The organism is Gimesia sp., from assembly GCF_048260065.1.
GTDB lineage: Bacteria > Planctomycetota > Planctomycetia > Planctomycetales > Planctomycetaceae > Gimesia.
The window spans coordinates 45,183-70,693 of record NZ_JBLXHC010000018.1 but is presented as its reverse complement, the minus strand read 5'-3'; the positions used below and the strand labels follow the sequence as shown (position 1 = coordinate 70,693).

Below are 25,511 nucleotides of genomic sequence, written 5' to 3'. Positions count from 1 at the left end.
GATGCTGAGCTGAGAAATTAATTGATCTTGCGCCATTCAGACAGAGGCTGGGACAGGAGATCGCATAATCGTCATGTTTCAATATTTTTGTGAGGGATATCACTGCCGGTCATGTGAATTTGTAAACTATAAAACAAGGGAAATGTACGGATTTCCGCTACACATCAGCATCCTGAAACCGGGCAATTTGAGACCCCAATTACTGTTTCTGCTGAGCGGCCTGCAGTAATTCTTCTGCGAGTTGCTGCTCTTCAGGCGTAAAGGCTGACTTGAGTTGAGTTGAAGTTCCCTGTTCTGAACGCCGGGATTCCTCCGACAGAACTCGAATTGCCGTGGCAAAGGAAGGGGTCTCACCCAATCGGACTGATGCAGCCACTGCCTCTTTCAACGCAATGAGTTTTTGCTTGTCCCCTCCCTTAGAATGAAGCGCAGAGGCGATTCCATACAACAACCGGACTTTCTGATTGTCATATGCAATCTGCTGAGTCAGCTCCAGTGCATCATGGACTTGACCTGCGTTGAAGAGACCTGAAGCCACCTTCGCGACTGCAATGCGCCGGCTGTCGAGCACAGGAATCTGCTGCACGACCTCCTGCGCCTGTTTTGATTTTCCGGTCTCAGCAAGAGCGATCGCCACTTCCATCAGGTAAGTGGACTGTTCTCGGGAACCGTCAATCAACGGAGCAATTTCCAGTGCCTGTTCAGAGTGACCTGTCTCGATCAGCAATTTTGCCAGCGATCGCAGAAACCAGGGGCGACGATGTAAAAATTTGATTTGTTGAACCACTTTCAGAGCCTGACTGCCTCTGCGTGCTTTTGCAAGTTCCAGAGCAATTCCCTCCAGCGCTTTCAACCTGGTTTCCTCATCGGTGATCTGCTTCGCAATCGTCAGCGCCTGATTACAGGCATTTGACTTCGCCAATACGAAAGTAATCTGCTGGAGCGCCTCCGATTGAGATTTCCGGTCCTGAATGGTCTCGACAAAACTCAGGGCCTGCTCGACATTCCCCGTTTTCGCGATCTGCCCCGGGATGGAAATCATCGTTTTTTTGCGTAGATCCAGATTCGCGATTTGTTGCGCTACTTCGACAGCTTTATCTTTGTCCCCCGCCCGCGCATATGCTTTTGAGTACAGATTCAGCAACTCTTCGTGCTTCAGTGGATCCTGAACCTGAGGCAATAATTTTTCACCCTGAACCAGATATGGCTTTGACCGCTGGAAGACTTCCTCGTCCATGAGAGCCCAGGCGATACCACAATACGCTTCCGCCTGCTCACCCGCATCAGAAATCAATTCCGCCTCGTTAAGTGCTGCGTTTAATCTCTCAATCGATCCATTTGCGACCAGCTTGTGATACTGCGGGAAGACAGCTTTTTCAGAATCGTTCTCCGTATTCTGCATGCCAAGGACACTCCCCACAGTTAATGGCCTCCTGATTTTGGTCTGCTTTACCGATCCGCTGGAATCCTGCTCTCTTTGTTGAGGAATATTTAAGGTCCGCTTCATCAACGCCACCCATTCCTCCGGTGTCTCCCATTGTGGAACGGGGGGCGCTGAAGCTTCCTGTACTTTTTCCGCATTTGTTTTGCCAGGATCAGGTCTGGTTTCCTGCTCAGACACAGGTTCGCCATCCATTTCAGGTGGCGGCACCTGGTCGCTGCATCCAACGAAAGTGAAACCTGCAAACAGGATCATCCCCAAAATCAACGTCTTTATCATCATCGAGTCTGGCCTGGTAAATTGATGGACGGAAACAGGTCCGTTTTGGGACAGCTAATAGAAACAGGCAGCAGCCAATTGAAATGAGATTCGCTCTGCCAACCACCTATAGTAACACATTTGATCACGTGTTAAATCATGATCCCCTCTTTTTTCTGTCAGACTCGCTCTGATCTGCCGACATTGATCACAGACACTGGAGAGCTGTCGTAATCAACGGCTGCTTCAAATGACGATCTGGCTTGTGTACTGTATGATAGACACTTGATTTGCGTTTTCACCAGACCAGCCGCTTTGTCGATATGGAATACAGGTTCTACGAGGGAATCGCGGGGGCACATCAGCGCTGTCGCTGCAGGAAGAAAGAGAAATGAAAGAGACGTTAAGCTACCAGGCTTATTTGAAGAGTCCCTATAAAAGCATCAAACACAGCACGTACTTCGAAGTATACGACGACCTGTTTTCCCGCTATCGGGGACAGGAAATCACGTTCGTTGAAATTGGTGTGCTGGGGGGTGGCTCGCTTTTTATGTGGCGTGAGTTTCTGGGTCCGCAAGCCAGAATTATTGGCGTCGACATGAATCCGAACGCCAGAAAATGGGAAAGCGAAGGCTTTGAAATTTTTATCGGTAATCAGGCTGACGAACAGTTCTGGCAGGAGTTTAAAAACCAGGTCGGCCGGGCAGATGTGATCCTGGATGATGGCGGGCATACCTTCGAACAACAGATTATCACAACCGAAATGCTGCTCGACATGATCAACGACCATGGCATGCTCGTCGTCGAAGATACGCATACTTCTTATATGGATGGGTTCGGCTTTAGACGATTTTCCTTTCTGGAATACGTCAAACGTTTCATCGACAAAATCAATCAGCGCTATAGCCAGTTTGACAAAACCGCCGCCGACCATCGGGTCTGGTCGATTCAGACGTATGAATCTTTCGTCGCCTTTCACATTAACCGAAGTGCATCGAACCGCATATCAGAGCGTACCGACAACGGCGGAGAATACGATCAGGCAGAAGGCTATCGCTATTCCGATAACGAGGCACTGAAACGGATGGATGCGCTGGTCTTAAAGCTGAATTTCCTGAAATATCTACCAGGCGTCAAGTGGCTAAACTCGAAACTGAGAAGCCACTTCATCGTCAAAAGATCAAAAGACAGATTGAAGCAGTTCTTTCAAAAGTGAAATCGAAATTCCACTGACTGATCCTGGTTGACACAGAACCAATTTAGCCCAGACTGTTCTCACGCCACGATTTCGAGTTCCTGACGCGTCGTATCCCACCATTCTTGAAAATCAAGCGGTGACCCTGTTTGTCAGACACCATTCGTTGTAATATGACCAGATCGGTGATGGCCTATAACGTTCAGTTTCGGACAAGGAGAAACTCGTGACGGAATTAGAATGGCTCGACTGCAAAGATGGCGACCAGAGCGCCTTCCTTATGAATCTTGGAGATAACCGCAAACTGCAATTGTTCTACTGTGCCTGTTGTCGGCATGCGTATGATCTTCTCAACGACGAGCATCGAGATCGAATTTCTCAAATGGTGAATTATTTTCTCCCCTCGCGCGGCGTGGTGCTTGGCGAGGTTTGGGAGGTTATACGAAATGCCATCGAAACCTCCGAACGGTTTGCTGACGGACACACAACAGATGCCGAGCGAGAAAAGGCGGCCCAAAAAGCGGATGATATATACAACCAATTTGGGGACATTGCCGCCTGTGCCCCTGTCCCCGGCGAAGACCCGAATTATGACGATGCAGCAGTCAAGATGGGTGGTGATCTCGCAGGTGCAGCTTACTGTGCTGCCTTTATTCTTCCGGGTGCTGCTGAACTTTCCGTTCGAGTCGTTGCGAATTCGGTTGCCTATGACAACGAAGCATACTACGCCGGTGCTGAAGGCACCCCTGAGATAGACCCCATGCACCCACATCTATTGGCCCGACGCGCTGAACGTTCGGCCCAATGGAAACTGTTGCAAGATATTTTTGATTCGAAACAGTAAACACAAAAGTAACGGACGAGCTCCAAAATAATAAGCGGTCCAGCCCAAAGCTTTGAACTCCTGCTACACCATGCCAGCAAACGAGTGTAAACCGCTGTAATCGCAGTTACTAACGGGGTGAATGCTATTCAGGGGATACACGTTCCTGGCTGCACTTAACTATTTCGTTATGATTTTTAGACTGTGTCCCGTTTTACTGTAGCGTTTCCAGGACTGTTTGGCCCGAGTATATTAGATTGAGAGACGCTATACTTGAATGTGATGCGTTCCAGTTTCATGCGTTTGCAAATACTCAAACATATCTAAGCGACAGGATAAATTGCCAAGATGAAATCACTGACAAAAGAACTCTGGATGGACATCCCCCAACGCCGCCAGATCATTTCGATTCACAACGAGGTCGAACAACTGGTCTCACAAAGCGGCGTCCAGGACGGCCTGTGCCTGGTGAACGCGATGCATATCACCGCTTCGGTCTTCATCAACGACAACGAATCCGGTCTGCATGCCGACTATGATCGCTGGCTGGAACAGCTCGCTCCCTTCGATGCAGGCAGTGATCCCAATACCGGCGGGTATCTGCACAACCGTACGGGCGAAGACAACGCCGACGCCCACCACAAACGCCAGATCATGGGCCGCGAAGTCGTCGTCGCCATCACCGACGGCCGGCTCCACCTGGGACCGTGGGAACACATTTTTTATTACGAGTTTGATGGTCGCAGGCGGAAACGAATTCTGGTGAAGATTATTGGGGAGTGAGAATGAGTAGTCAGTTTGACACCCCCTACAGATTTCCTGCGAAAGTACTTGCCAGTCTGCGTCCCGGATACCTGACTGTGTTCATTGGATACGGACAAGGCCTGGCTGACGGAGGCGCACCACATGAGGTTCCGCTTGATGACATCCCATTTGACCTTCGATTACCAAATTCGGAATTCACCGTGATCATAGACCCGACGAATGGTAAAATCATTGGTGTTGAACGTTACATAACTGAGTAGTACCTGAAACAACAAAGGAGAGTGTGTGACACAATGTGCCTGGGGAACGCAATGCATATCACCGCTTCGGTCTTCATCAACGATAACGAATCGGGACTGCATGCCGACTATGATCGCTGGCTGGAGCAGCTCGCTCCCTTCGATGCGGGCAAGCGATCCGGCTTCCGGTGGGTATTTGCATAATCGGACCGGTGAAGATGATTGGGGAGTAGCCCTTGGAGCAAGGTCATGGCTGTAGCAATTGGACTTTCTCGCACAGACGATGTCCACAATGCAGATTACACTTCGGGTATCTATCTGGAAGATGATGGTTACTACTGGTTTCTTTTTCCGTTCTTTCAAGACGTGTACGAACAGACGGGACAGATGATTGATCTGTATGACAATGCTGTCTTCAGTGCGAACGATCAACCAGTTCTACTTGCGATCCTTGAAAGGGCATCCGCAGAAGCCAGAGAAAAACCAGCTGAGTGGAATGTATGCATCGGGTGGCGTGGTGACAATGCTGTCATGTCGAAAGTAACGAAGCCCGAACTCCAAACATTGTTGACGAAGCTCATTGATCTGATTACTCAGGCCCAATCACGTCAATGTGCTGTCGTCTGTTTTGGAGATTGATCAACCTGCTAATACGAACGCAGCAATTTCACGATCTACTGAGGATACCTCCAGAGTTTACCAGTGCGAGTCCTGAACCCAAGATCGTTCAGAGCTTCGCAGACTTCAATCTGAGTCTTCCCCTGATCTCGGAGTTCAGCGGCCCTGGTACCAACTTCGGCGTACACATCTCGAAATTCTGAGGATATGATGTTCTTTGAGCGTCGCACCTGGGACCGTGGGAGCATTTATTTATTACGAGTTCGACGGCCGGCGAAGGAAACGGATTCTGGTGAAGATTATCGGAGAATGAAATATGCCTAATGGACGACCGGGTGACCATCCGCTGACAGATCTCTTGAATCACGGACATCATCCCTTTCCTGCAGAAGTCGAAGAATTGATTCTGGAACTGCACCAGCTAAACCCGAAGGCACTGGTGAATACGGAGGACATGCTGACGGACTGGCTACAGGGAACCGAACGGGGCATAACATGGTTGAAAGAAAAACTGAGCGAGTCGAGATAAAATTGTTTCCGGTGTGACCTGCCTGAAATTATAAAATTCAATGTGTGATAAGAAAGCAGCCGACAGGTACAATTCGACTTTCGAAAATTCACATTCACAAATTTGTTTTTTACTACGAACGAAGAGAAGCACAGATGGACCATTCGACAACCTGGGATCCTGAAACTTACGATGAACCGCGGCGGCGGCTGGTTCCCGATTTTGATGCCTTTTATGGAACCGCGGCAACGCTCGTTGAGATGACCGTCCCCGCTGAGGCGCGGATCCTGGACCTGGGTTGTGGCACCGGTCTTTTTTCCGAATTCATTCTGAACCGTTCGCCAGAGTCTACTGTCACTCTGTTAGACCAGTCTGCGGAAATGCTCGACGTGGCGAAGACGCGGCTGCAACAGTATTCCGTTACGGCGGTGCACAGCTCGTTCGATGAAACGTTACCAGTCGGCCCGTTTGATGCGGTCATTTCCAGTCTGGCCATTCATCACTTAGCCGACGATCAGAAAGCCCGGCTGTTTCAACGCGTCTCCGAGGCACTGGCCGACGGTGGCATCTTTATCAACGCCGACCAGGTGGCGGGACCCTCTCCCTGGCATACGGACCTGTATCGGACGATGCATGAGCAACAGGCGCGCGAACTGGGGACAGACGATGCAGAATGGTCTGCTACCCTGGAGAGAATGTCTATCGATCAGTACGCCTCCGTTGACTGGCATCTCGCACGCTTCGCTGACGCCGGCCTGAACCGGTGCGACGTTTTCTTTAAACGGTTCGGTTTCGCCGTCATGGCCGGCTGGAAATGACAGGTATCATTATCATGTGAAGCCGACATTGGAGCAGATTCTGGTGAAAGACATTGGAGTTTGAAATTGAAAACCAATTTCGACCGTCGAAAAAGTTTGCAGGAACTGGAAAACGATGACTGGGGTGAACCAGACTTCGACTCTTCCCTTGTGATAACCTGTCATCGTTTACGGCGGATTCCTCTGGAGGACTTCTCAACAGAAGATCTGCGAATTATGATCGGTCAACAGATCAGTTTGTTTTTTCTTATTCCTCTTGCCTTGGAATCTCTCGAAGAAAATCCACTGGCGGAGGGCCACTGTTATCCCGGTGATTTACTGAACGCTGTATTAGGCATCCGGGAGTCATTCTGGAGTCTGCACACCGACAAGCGCGAAGTACTTCGTCGGGTCATCACCAAAGCAAACGAAATATTAGGCTCGCTGAAAGAAGACGAAACAAGAATTGTCCGCCAGGTTTTGGCGAATGCACCAGACTCACTGACCGATCCGTAACAGGAGAAATTTCATTCAACAACAAACAAGACAACCGCGAACTTTCGAAAGCAGAAATCATCGTCGCACAATCGCTGCGGGTACTCTTGAACCAGACTGCAGTGGGTGCGCCTTTTGAAGAGACCGAAGATTGCCGACGACTCTTGAGTGCGTTCGACTATTTTATCCCGGAAGTGCTTGCCGAGATTCATCCTGAATGGAAATCGGATGCGCTGGATGATCTGATACCGCTGGTTGCTAAACGGTCCGGTGAAAGGGAAGCGATTCATTTTGGCTTAAGCTGGCTGATCCGTGATCAGACGGTGGTGCCAACGTATGTTCAACTGCAGATCGACCCTGATCTGGATCGCGTCAACTGGCTGGAATGTCGCATCGGCGAACGGGGACCGCAGGGCATGCTCCGCCGACCGGGTAACTCTTTCGACAGGCAACTCTATCGACTGCAGGACCGGGAAGATCTGATCGACTGGGCTTATCATGTGACTTTTGGCGAGAAAACACCCTGAAAATTCTTTCAGCGCCCGGCGATTTTCCGGGTTTGGCATGGGATATGCAAATGTCTGTTGGGATGCAATAAGAAACAAACTCCCTGTAGTCTCATCAGAAAGGCGGTTCCATGTTTGAAAAGTGGATCACAGATCAATGGACTGAAATTCCGATGGTGCTGCTGTCGTGCCTAGTGACTTATGCTGTGATTCTGTTCTATACCCGGCTGACAGGGCTGCGAAGTTTTTCCAAGATGTCTGCTGCCGACTTCGCAATGACGGTTGCCGTCGGTTCGTTGTTTGCTTCGACCATTTCCAGTTCCACGCCTACACTCGTCATCGGTCTGACGGCACTGGCAAGTCTGTTTGTCGGGCAATGGATACTGGCGATGCTCAGACAGCATTTTATCTGGTTCAGTAAGCTCGTTGATAATGAACCTCTGCTGCTGATGCGCGGCAGTACGATGCTGGATGAGAATCTTAAAAAAGCGAATATCACCCGCGACGACGTTTATGGAAAACTGCGCGAGGCAAACGCATTGAATGCCGACCAGGTACTAGCTGTCGTGTTTGAGACAACGGGCGATATCTCTGTTTTGCATTCAGCAGATCCCGATGCGAAACTGGAACCTGACTTTTTTAGAAATGTAATCGGCGCAGAACAGTTGTTTGAAAACCACGAGCATCCTTCTGAGACGATTGCCCGTACCTGCGTTTCCTGAAAACGATTTCAAGAGCGGACTATCATATTGAACAGTACAATCACTACTGAGAAAAAAACAGAAACGGCTTCCGGCGCGTTCCACTGGCGTCGCTGGTTGTGGTACGTCGTATTGCTGGTCTGCGTGATCCTGTCGTTGACCGCGTTTCTGCCTTTGCTGCTGGTCGACTGGTGGTGGGTACGAATCGGTGATTTTCCTCGGCTGCAGCTTCTGTTCTGTTATGTCTTCGTTCTGCTGGCAATTATTCCATTTTGTAAGCGATTGTCTGCGAAAATTGCCGCACTCGCATTATGCGCAGGCATCGGCATTCAGCTGTTCTGGATTTTTCCCTACCTCACGATCGCCCCGAATGAAGTCGAAACGGCTCAGTCCAGCAATCCGGAAACCCGACTGCGAATTATGACCGCTAATGTATTGCAGAAGAACACCAATGCATCGGCGGTGCTGAAGTTGATTGATCGCGAACAGCCGGACATCGTCGTACTCTGTGAAGTCAATCAGCGCTGGATTTCGGACCTGGCGGCTCTCGAAAACAAATACGCCTATCACCTCACACATCCCCTGGAAAACACGTATGGTATTGCGTTTTACTGCAACCTGCCGGTCAAGTCTGCGGAAGTGCGAGGACTGGTGAAAAAGGACATTCCATCGATCGATGTCACGATCCAGCTGCGTTCCGGTAAAGAGGTGCGGCTGTTTGCCATTCACCCTAATCCTCCCCGCCCGGGAGAAGATACCACCAAGCGCGATGCCGAGCTGGTGCTCGCCGGTCGTGAAGTCAGTCAGAACAAAAGTGCCATCGTACTGGGTGATCTGAATGATGTGGGCTGGTCGCGAACCACCAATCTGTTTCAGGAAGTCAGTGGCCTGCTCGACCCGCGTAAAGGTCGCGGCCTGTTCGCGACATTTGACGCCACCTCCTGGATCTGGCGTTATCCGCTGGATTATCTGTTTGTCTCCGATGACTTCCGCGTGGCCGAAATCCGTACGCTGCCTTACATTGGTTCGGATCACTTCCCGCTGCTGGTGGAACTGAGTTATGAACCCGAGGCGGCTGCTACCCAGGAAGGGCCAGATCTGGATGTCGGGGACCAGAAAGACGCTGCCGAAGCTGTGCAGTCTGCCAGGGAAAAACATCCCGCTCCGGAATAAAATGTGACCGCCCACCGTACAGACTGGGCGGTCAGACACCAGATAATCATTATTTTTCTCTGTTTTTCTGGATTTTTTACGTATAAGATAATAGAGATAACAGACAGATATTGAATCAAGCTCAATTCTGAGAGATGGCACGTTGTTTGCATTTCATTGTTCTGATGCCGGAGTCTCTCTGGTGATCGGCAAGTGCAACAAGAAGCAGCGCGTTCGGTTCCTTTTCAGAAATTGAGTTGAAGTCAATGCACCAGGCGGGGCAGAAAAACAGTATGCAATCAGACCAGCCCGGGGTTAGAGATCAAAAAGTCGTTCGCCTGAAAGAGCACACGCAAACCGGTTCTTCCAGCAAACTGGCTCATGCAATTATAGCGCTCGTATTTGTTGTGATCTTTGCCGCGGTGCTGGTCCTTGCCTGGGAAATTCTTCTCGCTTTGTTCATGGCGGTGCTGTTCGGAGTTTTTCTGACTCATACCAGCCACCAGTTAAGTGCCTGGACTCCCCTGCCTTACAAAGCCAGTCTGGCGGCGGTTGTGCTGATTCTGATTGGTACTTTTCTGGGTACCACCACATTTTTCTTTGTGCAGATCAACCAGCAGATCGAAGAAGTCCATCAGCAGATCGATGAGGGAATCGAACGGATTCATGACTGGGCCGACAAGTATATCTCGATTGGTTCGGTCATCCGCTCTACTCCCTTTCTGGCGAAAATGATTTCCACACAGAATGAAAATCGAAAACAGAAAAAAGCGGAACAGGATCAACCTGCAGAAAAAAATCAAAGCGGTTCAAAACCAGAGTCTGAAACAAAAGAGCAGCCATCGCAGAACAGTTTCCAGTCACTGACACAACCCGCGCAACAGGCGATGTCGTTTGTAGGCAGCATATTTAAATCGACTTTTGGAGTCGTCGTCAATGTGATCCTGATTCTGTTTGTCGGACTCTTTCTGGCAGTTACGCCGCAAACGTACCGTGACGGTGTGGTCATCCTGTTTCCTCCAGAACGCAGAGATCGCATACAGGGCTTGATGTCTCAGTTGAGTGATACACTCTGGCGCTGGCTGCTGGGACGCTTTGGCTCGATGGTTATCACGGGACTGGGTGCGTGGCTGGTGCTTTCGCTGATCGGCGTGCCGATGGCGGGAACTCTGGGAGTAATCTCTGGCCTGTTGACATTCATCCCGAATATCGGATCGCTGATTGCGTTCTGCCTGGCGATTCTGATTGCCCTGCCCAAAGGCCCGACAACCGCGGCGCTGGTCGTGCCTGCGTTTATCGGTTTACAACTGGTGGAAAGCTATCTGATCACCCCCCTCATTCAGGAACAGCAGGTTTCTCTGCCCCCTGCGTTGCTGATCTCATTCCAGGCAATCATGGGTGTGCTGTTCGGCTTTCTGGGCGCGATGGTCGCCTCACCTCTCCTGGCGGCAGGTAAAGTTGTTGTGCAGGAACTTTACGTCAAAGATTATCTGGAAAAGCAGACGACAACAGCCAGTGATGCCGAAAGCTGAGTCACGTTATTTCAGGTTCTGTTTGACATCGCCTTCCGCTACCTATACATTAGCTATAGCACTTCTGCACCAATCCGGTGCAAACTTGGTCCTACTACTCCCTTTTGTGGAGCGCGCTCATGCAATTTACCAGGTTCAAAACAACCCTGACCTCTGCCTCTCTGATACGTTCGATGCTCATAATACCGATGCAAACAGTATCGCGAAATTGACTTTGCCAGAAAATGAGATTGAAATTTTTACTTAAAGATTATCTGAGTGACTCAAAACCCGTTGAACTGTAGCAACTTATAACGACAGTGCCCGACTGGTATGAAATCAGGGTATCGCGGTGACCGGTTCCGTTCTGGATTCAGCCTGCGATCCCGTATAACACGGCCTGGTCATCAGGCATGATTCGCCTTACTACGGCAGCGTGACTTTTGAAGCACAGATGACGAAAGAGGGGACAATCCAGACGTAGGTATACATTGGCACGGATCTCTTCCCGCTACTAGACTGTGTCCAGTATTACTGTAGCGTCTCCAGGTCCATTTGGACCGAGTATATTAGATTGATAGACTCGATGGTTAAATGTGATGTGCTCTAGTGGAACTGAGATACGAACCCGAGGCGGTTGCAACCAAGGAAGAACCGAACCTGGATGCCGGGGCAGTGCAGTCTGTCAGAGAAACACCTCCCGCTCCTGAATACAAAGTGACAGCCCACCGCGCACATTGACCACTCAGAAACCGTTCCCTTCGTACCCATTTCCCGAAACGAACAATACCGGTGTCCTTAAGCGAAGAAAACTGAAGCTAAGTCGAGAGAACAGGCATTTGCTCTCTTTGGCACATCGTTTGCAAATCGAATTCAGAAGTCAGATTGACTCTCAGCTTTTATTTTGAGTGGCGATGTAATGTAGCGCGCCGCAGTTAATTCTCAGTTATTACTCACCAGTGAACCCAAAAAGGATTTAATATGTACCATCATGTTAAGAGGCTCATGTATACAGTCGATGTCAGTGATCCTGATCCCCGTTTCGGAAAGATGCTGCTGGAACAGTTCGGCGGTGCGAATGGCGAACTGGCTGCAGCGATGCAATATTCCATTCAAGGTCTGAACTGTGAAGACGCTGCTCGAAAAGATCTGTTGATGGATATCGGAACAGAAGAATTGAGTCACCTGGAAGTGATCGGTTCGCTGGCCCGGATGCACCTGAAACCTCTCCGTAAAAATGGTGATGCAGCGTTGGAAGATCCTCTCATTGCCGTTGTAGGGGGAGGTGGTGTTTCCCTGAATAACTCCCAGGGAGTCCCCTGGACATCCGCCTATATCGCTATCACCGGTCAGCTGGAAGTAGATCTGCGGACCAATATGGCGGCGGAGGCCCGGGCCAAGATTGTGTATGAACGTCTGATTGATTACACCGACGACCCAGGTACTAAAGATGCGCTGAAATTTTTAATGACCCGGGAAATCACACACTTGAAAGCATTCGGTCAGGCACTCGAAAGCATGGATAAAAAGCCGCTGGAAATTGGTAATCTGAAACCGGATGATAAGTGGGTTGATAAATATTTCAATGATTCGACTGGATCCGGCGATCTGGGGGATGACTATGAAGGTCCCTGGAATACCGGGGATGAATGGGAAGTCGTCGAAAACCCTGCGTTTCAGGAAAAATAAAAGGCACCCGCATGCGCCAGACAACCGAAGAATCGGTCCGCTTATAACCAATCTGAGACGAGAGCACGAGATGGTGGCGATATGGTGAAGAATTCGCAAACCGATTCTTCACATATCCCGGTTCCCACGATTATAACTTTGATTGTAATCGTGGTTCTCGCCTCAGCAGTGGTGAGTGCCTGGGCTCCCCTGCCTTACAAAGCCAGGCTGGCAGCCGTGGTGCTGATTCTGATTGGCGGCGTGCCTCCCGGAAAATACGATCTGGTATTGCGGCTGTTTGAAGAACCAGCAGGCTGCCTGGTCGAAGCGGTCGGCACGAAAGTGATTCCCGTGACAGTGACCGCCGCCGACATCAAAGCGAAAAACAAAGACCTGGGTTCGATCGAAGTGGCCTGTCGCGTCGGGCCGCGCGTGGGTGAGAGTATGTATGCGTATAAATTCACAGACACCACCGGCGTAGAGCATTCGATCTACGAGATGAAAGGCCGCTATATTCTGATGCATGTCTGGGCCAGCTGGTGTGCTCCCTGCCTGAAGAATATGCCCGACATCCAGGCAACCGCCGATCAACTTTCAGAGAAGCCGCTTACGTTCGTCGGATTGAATGTGGATCAATACCCGGAAGATGCAGAAAGACTTGTCGAGAAAAACAAATGGAACTGGGCTCAGAATTATCTCGGCGATCAATCCGACATGGCGCGTCAACTGGCAATCAGCTCGGTTCCCGTTTATTACCTGATTGGCCCGGACGGGAAACTGACTGCGACTGCCACCGAATGGACTGATATGAAAGCAACTCTCAAAGAGACGTTCCAACAGAATCAGTAGCATTCTCTACCGGGAGAAATTGAACCCGTTCTGAAATCGTTGTGTCAGCTCTTAAACGCCGTCCCTGTCTCAATCAGGACATAATCAAATTCATTGTAGAAAATGACTGGACGCAAGATTACAATCGGGTGATCTGTTTTCGTGCTTCCCATCAGACCACCTGGCGGGGAATATCCCGCACTTTGTATAAGATTTCATTCGTATGACTCCCATTATTGGCATCGATCTGGGTACCTCGAATTCGTTGTGCGCGGTATTCGAAGACGGGCAACCCAAACTCATTCCGAACGCGCATGGCTCTGTGATCACACCTTCCATCATCAGTATTTCCGCCGATGATCGCGTGCTGGTCGGTTCTGCCGCCAAAGAAACCCGCGTGACTCAGCCCGAACGCTGTGCCTGGGTATTCAAGCGTCTGATGGGCACGGATCGCAAAGTCGAAATCGGCGGGCATGTCTTCTCCGCAACGGAAATGTCCAGCCTGGTTCTCCAGTCTTTGAAACAGGATGCGGAAGCGTACCTGGGCGTAGAAGTTCACGATGCCATCATCACAGTCCCCGCGTACTTTAATGATCACCAGCGAAACGCGACCAAGCAGGCAGGCGAACTGGCGGGACTGAATGTCCGCCGCATTATCAACGAACCGACGGCGGCTGCGTTGACATACGGATTTCATGATCGTCAGGCCGAAAAAAAACTGATCGTGATCGACCTCGGAGGGGGCACCTTCGATGTGACGGCGATGGAAGTGTTCGAAGGGACGCTGGAAATCATTTCGACTGCTGGCGAAAGCATGCTGGGGGGCGAAGATTTCACCGACCGTATTCTGTCAAAAGTTCTCACCGCCCAGAATCTGCAGGTCGAGATCGCAGAAGTCAAACATCCCCTGCTCGTTTCCCGGCTCAAGCAGGAATGTGAGGCGGCCAAGTGCACCCTCGCGCGGGAAACGGAGGCCAGAATCCGCATTCCCAATCTGCAGGGAGAGATGGAAGTGAACGCCGCCACTCATACGATCACACGCGAAGAGTTCCTGGAAATTGCCGACCCGCTGGTCAAACGGCTGGCGCGTCCGATTGCCAAAGCGGTACGCGACTCGCGGATCGCACCGCAGGACTTCGACAGTGTGATTCTCGTCGGGGGAGCCACTCGCATGGAAGCCGTCCGCGGATTCATTCGCGAGTTTTTCGGCGTGGAACCATTGTGCACACATAACCCTGACGAAGTGGTCGCGCTGGGCGCTGCGGTGCAGGCCGCCCTGATTCAGGACGACCGGGCTGTCGAAGACATGGTGATGACGGATGTCTGCCCGTTTACGCTGGGCACGGAAGTGATTAAAGAATTCGGGCGACGCCAGGTCAACGGGTATTACCTGCCGATCATCCATCGCAATACGACGATTCCAGTCTCCCGCGAAGAAGTGGTCGGAACGGTCGAACCCAATCAGCGCGAGATGACAATTAACGTCTACCAGGGCGAAGGCCGCAAAGTCGAAGACAATCTGTTCCTCGGGACGATGAAAGTCACAGGCATCCCACCCGGGCCATCGGGTAAACCGGTCCATCTTCGCTTCACGTATGACCTGAACGGTATTCTGGAAGTCGAAGCCTTCGTTCCCGAGACCGGTAAGAAATTTAAAACCGTACTGACGCAGCACGCCAAGCTGACATCGAAAGCGGATATCGACGCGGCCGTCCAGAAACTGCAGAAACTGAAGTTTTATCCGCGGGATGACGTCAAGAACCAGCATCTGGTCCGTTATGCCGAGCGGGTGATTGGCGAAGTCAGTCCGTTTCAGCGCGATGATCTGGAATCTTCGATTGACTACTTTGAGCAGGCAATGGCATCCGGTGATCGCGAATATTTCGAGCAGGCAAAGCAGAACCTGCTGACGGCGCTGGCCGCACTGGGTTTCTGTTATGATGAGGATGACCAGGAATTTCAGGTATGACAGATTCACGTGAAACCGAATATGTCAAACAGCTGCTGCAGATGAATCCGCTGGATCAGCCACTCGAAATTCTCAAGCGTCGACGTGAATTCCTGAAACCGCAGTCGGGCAACGGCCCGGTTGTTGATACATCGCTTTCACTTTATGAACGTAAAGAACAGACGCTGAAGAATATGGAAGCCCTGCGGAAATGCCTCTGGAATCTGGATGACGAAAGCCTGCGCGAGCAGGTGGAAGCCATCGACATTTCCGAGTTTCCGGACCTGGCAATCTCCTATTCCCGGCTCAAAGCGGTCGCCGATCAGCGGGATTCCTTTCGACGACTCAGAAAGCATCGCCACTGTTTCCCGGAGTTTTTCAATCAGTTCTGCGGCCTGGTCTCGGCGTCTCCTCAAAAAACAACCGAGCGTCGTGCCGAATGCATGGAGGCTTCGCGGAAGGGATCGTTTGATACGCGAAATCGCAGCCCGAAAGATTACTATCGCATCGCGCTGGCCATCCGACAGGAAATGCCGGAACTGTATCAGCTGGAAAAGCCGTGGTTGAGCCATATTCTTTCGAAGCGGGATGCGAACAATGTATTCGGTTTCAGTGAAGCGGTGCTGGCAATTATTGCGCTACTGGTGATGATCTGCGCTTATTATGTTTCGAAGATGGTCTTTCAATAAATTCGCATGCGACTGTGGGAGTAGTTCATGAGTGGCCCCATCGAGCCGCAATGGAATCTGTTACCTGACGACCCGGAAGCATTTTTCGGGCTGACAGGCGAGTATGATCTGCGCGACCTGAAACGAAAATATAACTCCTACATCCGCCAGTTCAAACCGGAACGGTTCCCCGAAGAGTTTCAAAGAATTCGAGCGGCGTTTGAACGACTGAATGATGCACTGCGTTATCAGGAACGCCCCCGTCCTTCCACCTCCCTGCCTGATCTGCAGTTTGACTGGAACTTCAGCGAACCGTTGAAGCAGGATTCACAGCCCGAGAGCCTCCCCCCCGAACCGGTAGAACCGCGCGAACTCCCCTGGCCCGATCACTCGCGTCCCGTGGAACGCAGCGACGGGTTGTCGGCACAGTCCGAACCGCAGCGATTGTATGAACGCATCAGCGTCGAATCGCTGCCCGGTATATTCGAGGACCTCAAACAGAAAGAAGAGAAAACTCCTTACGACTTTTATACACTGGCCGTCCTCTCCGATGTCAGGCAGGATGAGACACACGCATTCGCCTACTGGTTGCTGAAAGGACTGCAGGCGCATCCCGACGAACCGGCGCTGTTTGAACTGCTGCGGCAGTACTTCGCCAGTCAGCCCTCGTCTGACGGACTTCCGGAACTGCTGGAAGCAACATCGCGGGCGATTCGCACGGACCGGTTCTATTACCTGACCGAGCGGGCCTGGGACGAACTGCTGCGACACGATTCCTTCAGTGATTTCCGCGAGCATCTTGAAAGTTGTGAAGCAAATCTGCTGGATCACCGCGTTGATCACATGCTGGTGTTTTATCTGCATATATTGAAAACCGCTGTCTGGAAAGCGAGCGACCACTGGTTGCGGGAAAAGTTTGGAGAGATCGAAGCTCACTACGATCGCCTGCCTTACTGGGCGGAAGAGGAAATCGATTTCCTGGAACAGATCAATCAATACCGCAGTCAGCGCAGCCAGTTTTTAGAGGGGGGTCCGGTGCGGGCCATGATCGATCAGGCGATTTTCGACTATTGCACCCAAAGGGAATCCGACGCCGACCGGAGTTTCCTGGAATGCCAGAATCAACTGGTATCCCTGGAAGATGAGGTACTGCGCGAATTTGATGTCCCCGAAAAAGACTTTGGAATCACGCTCTATCTCTGGGAACGGATTTCGTCTGATGTGCTGGAACGCATCGCAGATGACCCGTATTCGGAACACACCGATTCAATCGAAGTCCAGTCGAAAAAGCTGGGGAACAGACTGCTGACCGAGGGAGTGGGTATCCGTTATCAGTTTTTACACTCTCTCGCCTTGATCCTGGGGCTGGGAGTCCTTGGTTCGTTTGGTCTGATCATCTACTTCCTGATCCATATTCTGGATTCATTCTGGATGAACTCCCTGAAAATATTTGGCGTCGTGATTGCGGATTTTGCATCCCTGGTGATTTATTCCATGCTGCAGGACCGGATCCTTCTGGGACATTATCGCAGCTGGTGGCGTTTTGAACTCATGCGGTTTTATCAGACGAAATGGTTTCCCCTGGAGGCACTGGCTGACGAACTGGAGCAGATCAAATCCATCAAAGTGGGAGATGAAGAGCGCGAAGGACTCGATAAAATTGCGGAAGCCATGCGAAAAGATGTCGGCCTGTTCCTGTATGTCAACGCGCAACGCCTGTTGACGGCCTGCCAGTAATTTTGATCGGAAGGATCTCCCATGTCTGATTCACCTAAGCAGGAATATCTCAGCCAGGTGCTGCAGATGAACCCACTGGAACAGCCGGCAGAAATTCTAAACCGCCGCAAACAGTTTCTGCAGCCACAGTCGGTCAGTCGTTCGAGTCTCTCATCGAATGCCAGCGATCGTCACAACCGGGCAGACGCGTCGGGACAGATCAATTCCCTGCGAAAGCATTTCTGGTCGATCAAGACTGAAATGATTGAGCAACAGTTAAACGAAATTAGCATTTCGGATTATCCCGAGCTGACATTTGCCATCGGACGTCTGAGAAAAATTGCCGCCTTACGCGAATCCTTTACCAGGCTGCAGCATCGCTGTGAGGGTCATGAAAGATTCTATGAGCAGTTCTGCAAGCTGGTGATCTCCTCTCCGGCTGAAGCCGAACGACTGCGTTCAACCTCGTATGCCCAACCCGAAGCGACCCTGTTCGATGTGGAACTGGTCAGCCCGGAAGAGGAGCGAAAGCTGGCCCGCATCGTGCAACAGGAGTTTCCGGAACTGTATGCGCTGGAAAAGGACTGGCTCAATCAACTCGCGGCGACCTCAAAAAAATCAAATGCCATCGCTTTGATGGTGAAGACTTTATACGTGTTGATTGCAGTCACTATTGCAATTTCCGTGATATTGACCCTGTATTTATACCTGTGAAACATGAGAACGATGTGGCCGACCAATTTGACGGGAGACATTCATGAGTGATCCCAGCGATCCACAATGGGATTTGTTGCCGGATCACCCGGAACCGTTTTTCGGTCTGTCGGGCGAATACGACGTGCGCGATCTGAAGCGCAGCTATAACGCGTTCATTCGCAAGTTCAAGCCTGAAAAGTTTCCTGCTGAATTTCAAAAGATCCGCGCCGCTTACGAACGCCTGGACGATGCACTCCGGTATGGAGAAACATCTTCACCGAATACGAATACGGCTGACTGGCATTTCAACTGGTCGGAAGTCTTACAGGGGCAACCGGAACCGGACTCCCTCACGGCTCCACATCAGCCACCAGTGAATGATCACTTGAGCCAAGCAGATGCAGAACCTGTTTTCTCCCCGGAGGGCCAGCCTTTACATGAGCGTGTCAGAAATGAACCGCTGGCCGAACTTTATCAGGAACTGAAAACACAGGACGATAAATCACCCTATGACTTCTACGCGCTGGCGTTTCTGTCTGACCTGCTCGAGCGTCATTCACAGTCGTTTCCGATGTGGCTGCTGCAGGGACTGCAGGCACATCCGGGTGACCCGGCGCTGTTTGAACTGCTGCATCAGTATTTTGTTACCTGTGAATCGCTGGAAGGGCTCGAAGAACTGCTGGTGAATACTTCGCGTGTGGTGCGTTCAGACCGGTTTTATTACCTGACGGAAAATGCCTGGGACCGACTGTTGAGGCACACCCCGTTTCAATCGTTCCAGCATACTCTGGAATCCTGCGAATCGAACCTGCTGGATTACCAGGTCGCTCACCTGCTCGTGTTTTATATCCACATTCTGAAGGCAGCGATCTGGAAAGCCGACAAAGCCTGGATGAATTCGAAGTTCTCACTGATCGAAACCAACCTGGTCAGACTGCCTCCCTGGCTGGAATATGAATTTCACTTCCTGGACCTGATGCGCGTGTATCAACGCGAACGAAGCAGTTTTCTGACGGGAGGCCCACTACGAAGCACTATCGACCAGACGATTCAGGATTATTGCATTCAAAGTGAGCAGCAGGCCGATCAGAGTTTTCTGGAATGCCAGCAGTTACTGGTCTCACAACGGAATGAACTGCTGGATGAGTTCGGCGTCAATGACCGGGAATGCGAAACCGTCCAGATACTCTGGGAGAAAATCGCAGACGATGTCTTCGAGCGCATCAGCACCCGTCCGCCTATCCCAGCCACGGAGTCACTGCAGCAGAGAACGCGCCGGCTCGTCGCACAATTATCGGAAAAAGAAAGTGGAGCCGACTATCGACGGTCCCTGCTGATCCCCCGGCTGGGCTTTGTGTTGTTTCTGACAAGCTCCATTATGATATTTCTGCTCGGAATGTTATTCGAAGGGGAATCCATCAATGCCCCCTATTTGATCATTGGCTGTCTGCTCATGTTTAATGGGGTGGCCTTTGTCCTTTCCAGTGTGATCTCCGAACACATCATGCGCGCTTTTTACATCAGCTGGTGGCGAAAGAACCTGATGCAGTTCTATCAGTCAGACTGGGTACCTTTGATGGCGCTTGCAGTTCAATTGAATCAGTTAAAAGAAAAACATTTCAAGAAGAACAAGGCTTACAATCTGGACCAGGTCGCCCGCTACATGGTGCACGACGTCAGCCTCTATTTTTACACCACCGCCCAGCGCCTGCTGACGGCCTGTGAGTGAACTTCACTGCCTCGGTCCTGGCGGCTTGATCTTTTAATTAATTAAAAGATTTCTTGACGGATTGATTCTCCCTCTGTAACATCATCTAAATAATTAGATGATTATTCTTCAAATCTGCATGAACTGCATTTTGTTACAGGAATTGTTCAATGGCGCGACCCGGATCAGAACACCCGACGGAGCTGGAACTGGAAATTCTGAAGATCCTCTGGGATGAGTCCCCCCTGCCTGTGCGCGACGTGCGGGCGCGACTCGAAGCGCAGGCCGCACGACCGCTGGCACACAGTTCTGTGATCACGACTCTTAACATCATGTTTAACAAGGGGTTTGTGAAACGAAAGAAGGACGGTAAGTCGTTCCTGTTCTCGCCGAAGCTGCAGAAAAAAGCGGTGACCGGCGGCATTGTCGGCGATCTGTTATCGCGGGTGTTTGACGGCTCTTCGTCGGCTCTGGTCATGAATCTGATTGAGACCGCCGACCTGGATTCTGAAGAACTCGCGGCACTTCGCAAGCTCATTGCCCGCAAAGCAAAGGAGCAGCAGCAATGATCTGGAATACTCTACTCGATCCCGCTTTGAGCGGCCGCCTCTGTCTGACGCTCCTGCATTCCATCTGGCAGGTCTCCCTGCTGATCGGCGTGCTCTGGCTCGTAGAACGCTGCTGGCAGAAAAATAACGTAGAACGACATTATGTGCTCTACGTTACAGCTCTGCTGTCAGCCGTGCTGGCGCTCCCCGTAACATTTGCTCTCGTTGATCAGACTCCAACCGAACCTGTGGCAGCCCGCCCGAGTCCTGTGAGAACAGAGGCGCTGCCTTCTCTCGCAGACATGCGCCCTGCCGCGCCGGTTCAAAGCAGTCCCGTTAATTCAGAACCACTGCCTGTAAAGGACTCTCTGGTATCTGAGAAGCAGACCACACGTTCCACCGTGGATCTTTCCCCAGTGGTATCCAAGGCGTCTCCCGCAAGACGATCACAGGTTTGGCTTTGGCTGGCTCCCTGGATCGTCGCCTGCTACGTCGCGGGAGTCGCCTTTATGTTATTCCGTCTGATTATCTCCAGTATCCGCGTGCAGAGACTCGGCGCGACAGCCGAACGGATCTCCGCGGGTCCGCTCGTCAATTCATTAAGACATCTTGCAGAGACATGGTCGTTGAAAGTGGTTCCCGTGCTGGCCCGCAGCGAACAGATTCTAGTGCCTCGCGTGACAGGTATTCTGCGACCGATGATCCTGCTGCCCGCTTCTGCCATCAGTGGACTCACTACTGACGAACTGGAACTGATCCTCGCGCACGAACTGGCTCACATCCGCCGCTTCGATTTATGGATCAACCTGCTGCAGCGGTTTACGGAAGCGATTCTGTTCTTCAATCCCGCGCTCTGGTATCTGAGCCACCGCGTCAACATGCTGCGGGAATACTGTTGTGACGAAATGACATGCCAGCTGAAACTCGATTCCACTTCCACCTTCGAATCGCGCGTGAATTATGCCACAGCGCTGCTGCATGTCGCAGAACTGGTCAGGCACGGCAAAACCAGCGGTGATCTGACCACGCTGGCAGCCAGTGGCAAATCCCCTTCAGAAATCCGTCGTCGCGTGGCCCGGCTGTTTGGTGAATCCCTGCAGGAGCCCCTGCCGGTCTCGCGCGGCGGCTTATGCGGTCTGTTGATTCTGGGAGCAACGCTGGTCATCGTTGGACTGATTTCACCCTCGTCCGCACAGACAAATCAACCAGAAAAAGAACCGAAACAACAGGCAGAATCGAAGCAGGAAAAGAAACCGGTTCCTGAGAAAAATACGGTCTTATCTGGTCGCATCACCGATACCGAAGGAAAGCCGATCCCTGATGTAGAGATCCAACTCTACAGTGGTGTGGCGACACGTTTTCGAGGTCAGAAATCAACTACGGATGCCGAAGGTAAATACCGGTTCGATCCGCTTGAGACAGGTTCGGGAATCTTTTCCCTGGAGTCGCTAAATGACAAAACCCGCAATTACTATTTTGGAGTGCAATTTGGTCATCCCGAGTTCGTACCCGCCGATGGCCAATCGTGGCGAGATCTTTCTCTCCAACTGAAAGAACCGTACCAGGAAGAGCTCAATCTGAAAATGACGCGGGGCGGTTTCATCCAGGGAACCGTTGTCGATCCCCAGACCGGCAAACCGATGCCTGACCTGGATCTGAGAATTGGCAATTCATTCTTTCTGAAGGACAAAAGCAATACGTTCCTGGTTTATGCCACAACTGACAAGTCTGGTCAGTTTACGACAGCGCCCCTGTTCCCGGGGAAATACCTGATCGAAATTAATGACTCTAATTTTTCAAGCGAATATCGCTACCCGAAAATCGGCAGTGCTCAGGTGGAAGCCGGGAAAACGACAACACTTCAGCTGACCACGAATGCAGAAAAGATATATCAGGACCCGTTTCAAATCACAGGCACCGCAAAAGGCGATGACGGCAAATCGATGGTCTATGGTGGCGTCGGCATTCGTCTTTCGAACAACGACAAGCACCTCCGCACCCGCGGGGGTGGCATCGACGGAACAAACGGCTTCGGTATTCGCTTTGGTCCCATCGACCGCGACGCGGCATCCGAGACTGCTCCCTATGGTGTGGGGACACACGATGTCGAACTGTTCGGCGAAAATCGACGCTTTGGTTACAAGCTCATCAGCCGCACACCCTCCGAACCGTTGCGGATTACCGATGATCCGAACCAGCCGGAACTGAAAGATGGCATTCGCTACATTCACCCCGACAAACCGGTCCATTTTGAGCTGGTCTTCGCCCGAGATCGGGAAATGACACGACAGTTTCAACTCAACATCGTCGATCCGGAAGGCAAACCGATTCCCGATACGACCATCGAAATCCGCAGCGATCCGGCTCCCACTGCCGATCAGATTATTAGCGGTGAGTACCTGCGCAATGCGACATATGGACCGTTTGTGAAAACCGATGACAAAGGCGTACTTCGCTTCCGCATGACGCACCACCTGAAACGCTTCAACCTCAGTATCAAAAAGCCCGGCTATGCACCTTACTGGGCCACCTGGAGTTCCAGCAAAATTCCGGAAAAATTCACCGCGATTCTGGATGCCGGCTGGAAGGTGGGAGGCGTAATTGTAGACAAAGCGGGAAAACCGATCACAGGTGCCAAAGTTTCTCCCAGCGTCGAATACAAAAAACGGCCCGGCGATAACAGTCAGTTAGGTGTCGGCACAAATATCGTCACCGATGACAACGGTCGATGGCACTTCGACTATGTCCCCGCTTCCAAAGCGGAAGTGCATATCGATATCAATCACCCCGACTATCGTCCCTGGCGAAAGCGTGTGGCCCGCAGTGAATTTGAAGTGATAGACAATGCCAGCCCTTCTGCCAGAATCGCATTGGAAGAGGGCCTGAACATCACTGGCAGCGTCACCGATGAAAACGGAAAACCGATCGCCGGTGCGCTGGTTCGCACCAGGTTTCTGAATGACATTCGTAAAGCGACCACAGACGAGTTTGGCGTCTATCTGCTTACCGGCTGCGAACCTAAGCTGACGCGCGTCGTCGTGACAGCGAAAGGCCGGGCTCCTGAAGTTCAGGAAGTAGAAGTGGCACCGCAGATGGAACCGGTCGATTTCTCTTTGAAGCCTGGTGGAAAAATCCGGGTGCGCGTTGTCGATGAAAACGGAAAGGGAATTCCCAGGGCACGTATCTTTTTCCAGCGCTGGCGCAGTGCGTGGTACAACCTCTTCGAATTTGACAATGTCAACCAGTACGCCGACAAAAACGGAGTCTGGGAATGGGATGAAGCGCCGCTGGACGAATTCCAGGCTGACATCTGCCGCCCGGGAGGCATGCAGCTCTCGAATCAAAAGCTGCTGGCCCGCGACGAAGAATATGTCTTCAAGCCACCCAAAGCGTTAATCATTTCGGGTAGTGTGATCGATGCGAAGACGAAGCAGCCCATCAAAAAATTCCGCGTCACTCCCGGCGTTCAAAGAGACGCTTCCCGGTCACGCTTGTTCTGGGACTCGAATGACAGTTTTACCGTCTCAGACGGCAAGTATCAGCTTCGTATCACGGATGACGACCCGGCCCACTTTGTGCGAATTGAAGCAGACGGTTATGAAGTCGCTACGTCCCGCGGTTTTAAACCCGATGAAGAGGATGTGTCTTACGATTTTGCCTTAAAACCTGCCAGAGATGTTGCTGCCACGATTCTGACTGCGGAGGGCAAACCGGCAACTGCGGCAGAGATCGCTGTCGGGATTGCAGGTTCGCAGATCAGTATCCGACAGGGGCGACTGGGGACCCGGCAGACATATGCCACCGTATTGAAAAGCGATGAGGCAGGCCACTTCGGTATACCCCCTCGCAATGAAGCATTTCAACTGATCATTCTTCATCCTGCCGGCTTCGCACATCTCAAGTCGGAAACAGGCCCCATTCCCGATCCGATTCAACTCACACCCTGGGCGCGGATTGAAGGTACGTTCTCGATTGGAAAGCAACCGGCGGCAGACGTGGAACTCGCATTAGGGTTGAATAACGGTATCAATGCCTCTCGTGACGAGGGTCCCAGTATTTTTACACAGAATGAAATCAAAACCGATCAGAATGGTCGTTACGTGTTTGACCGGGTCTTTCCCGGACAGACCCGCGTTGGTCGCAACATCACTTATATGGTCAGACAGGGCGCGACCGAAGCAACTTCGTCAATTCAGATCCCCATAGAATTAAAAGCCGGCGAAACAAAGTTACTCAATCTGGGAGGTACGGGACGTCCCGTCATCGGAAAACTCAAACCGGCTGAGACACACACGGGCAATGTGGTCTGGCCATTGGCGCATCTTTCTGCCCACGAATATTTCAGGCCTCCGGCCGGCATGTTACCGCTGGAAGCCATCAGCAATGATCCCCGTGGCTTCCAGGCCTGGTACACCGCCTGGCAAAAGTCCGCAGATTATCCGGCTGAAAAAGTGATTTATGAACGATATGAAGCAGCCCGCAGCAAACGGCTTGATGAAACGCCACGCATCAATGCCAGTATTGCCCGCGACGGTACCTTCCGGATCGACGATGTTCCGCCGGGAGAGTATGTCCTCAGCGTCAACTTCTACGAACGGGAAAATAACCCCGGCCATGTGGGCGATCTGCAATTCACCGTACCCCCTGTGGAAAACGGATTTAGTTCTGAAGCCGTTGATCTGGGCACACTGACGCTCAAGAAATAACACCGCCTGCCGGTTC

The 25,511-nt window shown here is 51.5% G+C and carries 21 protein-coding genes and 3 pseudogenes; 23 read left to right on the top strand and 1 reads right to left on the bottom strand.

From position 1 onward, the window contains the following. Nucleotides 1-199: 199 nt before the first annotated feature. On the bottom strand, nt 200-1,723 hold the full coding sequence (locus ACN0YN_RS25890; protein ID WP_417387925.1) for a tetratricopeptide repeat protein: 1,524 nt from the start codon (nt 1,721-1,723) through the stop codon (nt 200-202). A gap of 367 nt (nt 1,724-2,090) precedes the next feature. Here ACN0YN_RS25890 and ACN0YN_RS25885 point away from each other — a divergent pair, with 367 nt between their 5' ends. The 23 genes and pseudogenes from ACN0YN_RS25885 (at nt 2,091) to ACN0YN_RS25775 (ending at nt 25,495) form a co-directional block, all read left to right on the top strand. Further along, on the top strand, nt 2,091-2,915 hold the full coding sequence (locus ACN0YN_RS25885; protein WP_417387924.1) for a class I SAM-dependent methyltransferase: 825 nt from the start codon (nt 2,091-2,093) through the stop codon (nt 2,913-2,915). Between the two features lie 205 nt (nt 2,916-3,120). Continuing rightward, complete coding sequence (locus ACN0YN_RS25880) at nt 3,121-3,738, top strand: hypothetical protein (RefSeq protein WP_417387923.1); 618 nt, start codon at nt 3,121-3,123, stop codon at nt 3,736-3,738. Between the two features lie 327 nt (nt 3,739-4,065). Continuing rightward, nucleotides 4,066-4,500, top strand: a complete 435-nt coding sequence (locus ACN0YN_RS25875; RefSeq protein WP_417387922.1) for a secondary thiamine-phosphate synthase enzyme YjbQ — start codon at nt 4,066-4,068, stop codon at nt 4,498-4,500. Nucleotides 4,501-4,502: 2 nt separating this feature from the next. Then, nucleotides 4,503-4,742 (top strand): hypothetical protein, encoded by a 240-nt coding sequence (locus ACN0YN_RS25870; RefSeq protein WP_417387921.1) that lies wholly within the window; start codon nt 4,503-4,505, stop codon nt 4,740-4,742. Between the two features lie 33 nt (nt 4,743-4,775). Then, nucleotides 4,776-4,944, top strand: a pseudogene (locus ACN0YN_RS25865) (YjbQ family protein); the annotation flags it as partial. A 26-nt stretch (nt 4,945-4,970) separates the two neighbouring features. Then, a complete protein-coding gene (locus ACN0YN_RS25860; RefSeq protein WP_417387920.1) occupies nt 4,971-5,360 on the top strand; it encodes a hypothetical protein in 390 nt (129 codons plus the stop codon). Nucleotides 5,361-5,566: 206 nt separating this feature from the next. Beyond that, nucleotides 5,567-5,652, top strand: a pseudogene (locus tag ACN0YN_RS25855) (YjbQ family protein); the annotation flags it as partial. Between the two features lie 3 nt (nt 5,653-5,655). Further along, a complete protein-coding gene (locus ACN0YN_RS25850; RefSeq protein WP_417387919.1) occupies nt 5,656-5,868 on the top strand; it encodes a hypothetical protein in 213 nt (70 codons plus the stop codon). A gap of 134 nt (nt 5,869-6,002) precedes the next feature. Then, nucleotides 6,003-6,665: a class I SAM-dependent methyltransferase gene (locus ACN0YN_RS25845; protein WP_417387918.1), complete on the top strand. Its 663-nt coding sequence runs from the start codon at nt 6,003-6,005 to the stop codon at nt 6,663-6,665. A gap of 150 nt (nt 6,666-6,815) precedes the next feature. Then, nucleotides 6,816-7,160 carry a contact-dependent growth inhibition system immunity protein gene (locus tag ACN0YN_RS25840; protein ID WP_417387998.1) on the top strand — a complete coding sequence of 115 codons (345 nt, stop codon included), beginning with the start codon at nt 6,816-6,818 and terminating at the stop codon, nt 7,158-7,160. An 86-nt stretch (nt 7,161-7,246) separates the two neighbouring features. Beyond that, entirely contained in the window at nt 7,247-7,666 is a 420-nt protein-coding gene (locus ACN0YN_RS25835; RefSeq protein ID WP_417387917.1) for a hypothetical protein, read from the top strand. 110 nt (nt 7,667-7,776) lie between these two features. Further along, nucleotides 7,777-8,367, top strand: a complete 591-nt coding sequence (locus ACN0YN_RS25830; RefSeq protein WP_417387916.1) for a DUF421 domain-containing protein — start codon at nt 7,777-7,779, stop codon at nt 8,365-8,367. 27 nt (nt 8,368-8,394) lie between these two features. After that, nucleotides 8,395-9,519: an endonuclease/exonuclease/phosphatase family protein gene (locus ACN0YN_RS25825; RefSeq protein ID WP_417387915.1), complete on the top strand. Its 1,125-nt coding sequence runs from the start codon at nt 8,395-8,397 to the stop codon at nt 9,517-9,519. Nucleotides 9,520-9,791: 272 nt separating this feature from the next. Then, nucleotides 9,792-11,030 (top strand): AI-2E family transporter, encoded by a 1,239-nt coding sequence (locus ACN0YN_RS25820; RefSeq protein ID WP_417387914.1) that lies wholly within the window; start codon nt 9,792-9,794, stop codon nt 11,028-11,030. Between the two features lie 960 nt (nt 11,031-11,990). Continuing rightward, nucleotides 11,991-12,689 (top strand): annotated as a pseudogene (locus tag ACN0YN_RS25815) (manganese catalase family protein); the annotation flags it as partial. A 90-nt stretch (nt 12,690-12,779) separates the two neighbouring features. Further along, a complete protein-coding gene (locus tag ACN0YN_RS25810) occupies nt 12,780-13,526 on the top strand; it encodes a TlpA family protein disulfide reductase (RefSeq protein WP_417387913.1) in 747 nt (248 codons plus the stop codon). A gap of 202 nt (nt 13,527-13,728) precedes the next feature. Next, the gene (locus tag ACN0YN_RS25805) at nt 13,729-15,474 is read left to right on the top strand and encodes an Hsp70 family protein (RefSeq protein ID WP_417387912.1); all 1,746 of its coding nucleotides are present in this window, start codon (nt 13,729-13,731) and stop codon (nt 15,472-15,474) included. Continuing rightward, the gene (locus tag ACN0YN_RS25800; protein WP_417387911.1) at nt 15,471-16,142 is read left to right on the top strand and encodes a hypothetical protein; all 672 of its coding nucleotides are present in this window, start codon (nt 15,471-15,473) and stop codon (nt 16,140-16,142) included. The genes ACN0YN_RS25805 and ACN0YN_RS25800 overlap by 4 nt, the downstream gene beginning before the upstream one ends. Nucleotides 16,143-16,169: 27 nt before the next feature. After that, nucleotides 16,170-17,858, top strand: coding sequence for a hypothetical protein (locus ACN0YN_RS25795; protein ID WP_417387910.1), 1,689 nt, complete (start codon nt 16,170-16,172; stop codon nt 17,856-17,858). A 21-nt stretch (nt 17,859-17,879) separates the two neighbouring features. Beyond that, complete coding sequence (locus tag ACN0YN_RS25790; RefSeq protein WP_417387909.1) at nt 17,880-18,551, top strand: hypothetical protein; 672 nt, start codon at nt 17,880-17,882, stop codon at nt 18,549-18,551. A 43-nt stretch (nt 18,552-18,594) separates the two neighbouring features. Then, nucleotides 18,595-20,262, top strand: coding sequence for a hypothetical protein (locus tag ACN0YN_RS25785; protein ID WP_417387908.1), 1,668 nt, complete (start codon nt 18,595-18,597; stop codon nt 20,260-20,262). Nucleotides 20,263-20,411: 149 nt separating this feature from the next. Next, a complete protein-coding gene (locus ACN0YN_RS25780; protein ID WP_278465291.1) occupies nt 20,412-20,810 on the top strand; it encodes a BlaI/MecI/CopY family transcriptional regulator in 399 nt (132 codons plus the stop codon). Next, a complete protein-coding gene (locus ACN0YN_RS25775) occupies nt 20,807-25,495 on the top strand; it encodes a carboxypeptidase regulatory-like domain-containing protein (protein WP_417387907.1) in 4,689 nt (1,562 codons plus the stop codon). The genes ACN0YN_RS25780 and ACN0YN_RS25775 overlap by 4 nt, the downstream gene beginning before the upstream one ends. Nucleotides 25,496-25,511 lie beyond the last annotated feature (16 nt).

What these genes read in the sequence shown, in the direction of transcription:
- ACN0YN_RS25820 (WP_417387914.1), top strand. Translation starts at nt 9,792, where the DNA reads ATGCAATCAGACCAGCCCGGGGTTAGAGATCAAAAAGTCGTTCGCCTG.
- ACN0YN_RS25775 (WP_417387907.1), top strand. Translation starts at nt 20,807, where the DNA reads ATGATCTGGAATACTCTACTCGATCCCGCTTTGAGCGGCCGCCTCTGT.
- ACN0YN_RS25870 (WP_417387921.1), top strand. Translation starts at nt 4,503, where the DNA reads ATGAGTAGTCAGTTTGACACCCCCTACAGATTTCCTGCGAAAGTACTT.
- ACN0YN_RS25805 (WP_417387912.1), top strand. Translation starts at nt 13,729, where the DNA reads ATGACTCCCATTATTGGCATCGATCTGGGTACCTCGAATTCGTTGTGC.
- ACN0YN_RS25830 (WP_417387916.1), top strand. Translation starts at nt 7,777, where the DNA reads ATGTTTGAAAAGTGGATCACAGATCAATGGACTGAAATTCCGATGGTG.
- ACN0YN_RS25860 (WP_417387920.1), top strand. Translation starts at nt 4,971, where the DNA reads ATGGCTGTAGCAATTGGACTTTCTCGCACAGACGATGTCCACAATGCA.
- ACN0YN_RS25875 (WP_417387922.1), top strand. Translation starts at nt 4,066, where the DNA reads ATGAAATCACTGACAAAAGAACTCTGGATGGACATCCCCCAACGCCGC.
- ACN0YN_RS25890 (WP_417387925.1), bottom strand. Translation starts at nt 1,723, where the DNA reads ATGATGATAAAGACGTTGATTTTGGGGATGATCCTGTTTGCAGGTTTC.
- ACN0YN_RS25795 (WP_417387910.1), top strand. Translation starts at nt 16,170, where the DNA reads ATGAGTGGCCCCATCGAGCCGCAATGGAATCTGTTACCTGACGACCCG.
- ACN0YN_RS25785 (WP_417387908.1), top strand. Translation starts at nt 18,595, where the DNA reads ATGAGTGATCCCAGCGATCCACAATGGGATTTGTTGCCGGATCACCCG.
- ACN0YN_RS25800 (WP_417387911.1), top strand. Translation starts at nt 15,471, where the DNA reads ATGACAGATTCACGTGAAACCGAATATGTCAAACAGCTGCTGCAGATG.
- ACN0YN_RS25885 (WP_417387924.1), top strand. Translation starts at nt 2,091, where the DNA reads ATGAAAGAGACGTTAAGCTACCAGGCTTATTTGAAGAGTCCCTATAAA.
- ACN0YN_RS25845 (WP_417387918.1), top strand. Translation starts at nt 6,003, where the DNA reads ATGGACCATTCGACAACCTGGGATCCTGAAACTTACGATGAACCGCGG.
- ACN0YN_RS25850 (WP_417387919.1), top strand. Translation starts at nt 5,656, where the DNA reads ATGCCTAATGGACGACCGGGTGACCATCCGCTGACAGATCTCTTGAAT.
- ACN0YN_RS25780 (WP_278465291.1), top strand. Translation starts at nt 20,412, where the DNA reads ATGGCGCGACCCGGATCAGAACACCCGACGGAGCTGGAACTGGAAATT.
- ACN0YN_RS25790 (WP_417387909.1), top strand. Translation starts at nt 17,880, where the DNA reads ATGTCTGATTCACCTAAGCAGGAATATCTCAGCCAGGTGCTGCAGATG.
- ACN0YN_RS25810 (WP_417387913.1), top strand. Translation starts at nt 12,780, where the DNA reads ATGGTGAAGAATTCGCAAACCGATTCTTCACATATCCCGGTTCCCACG.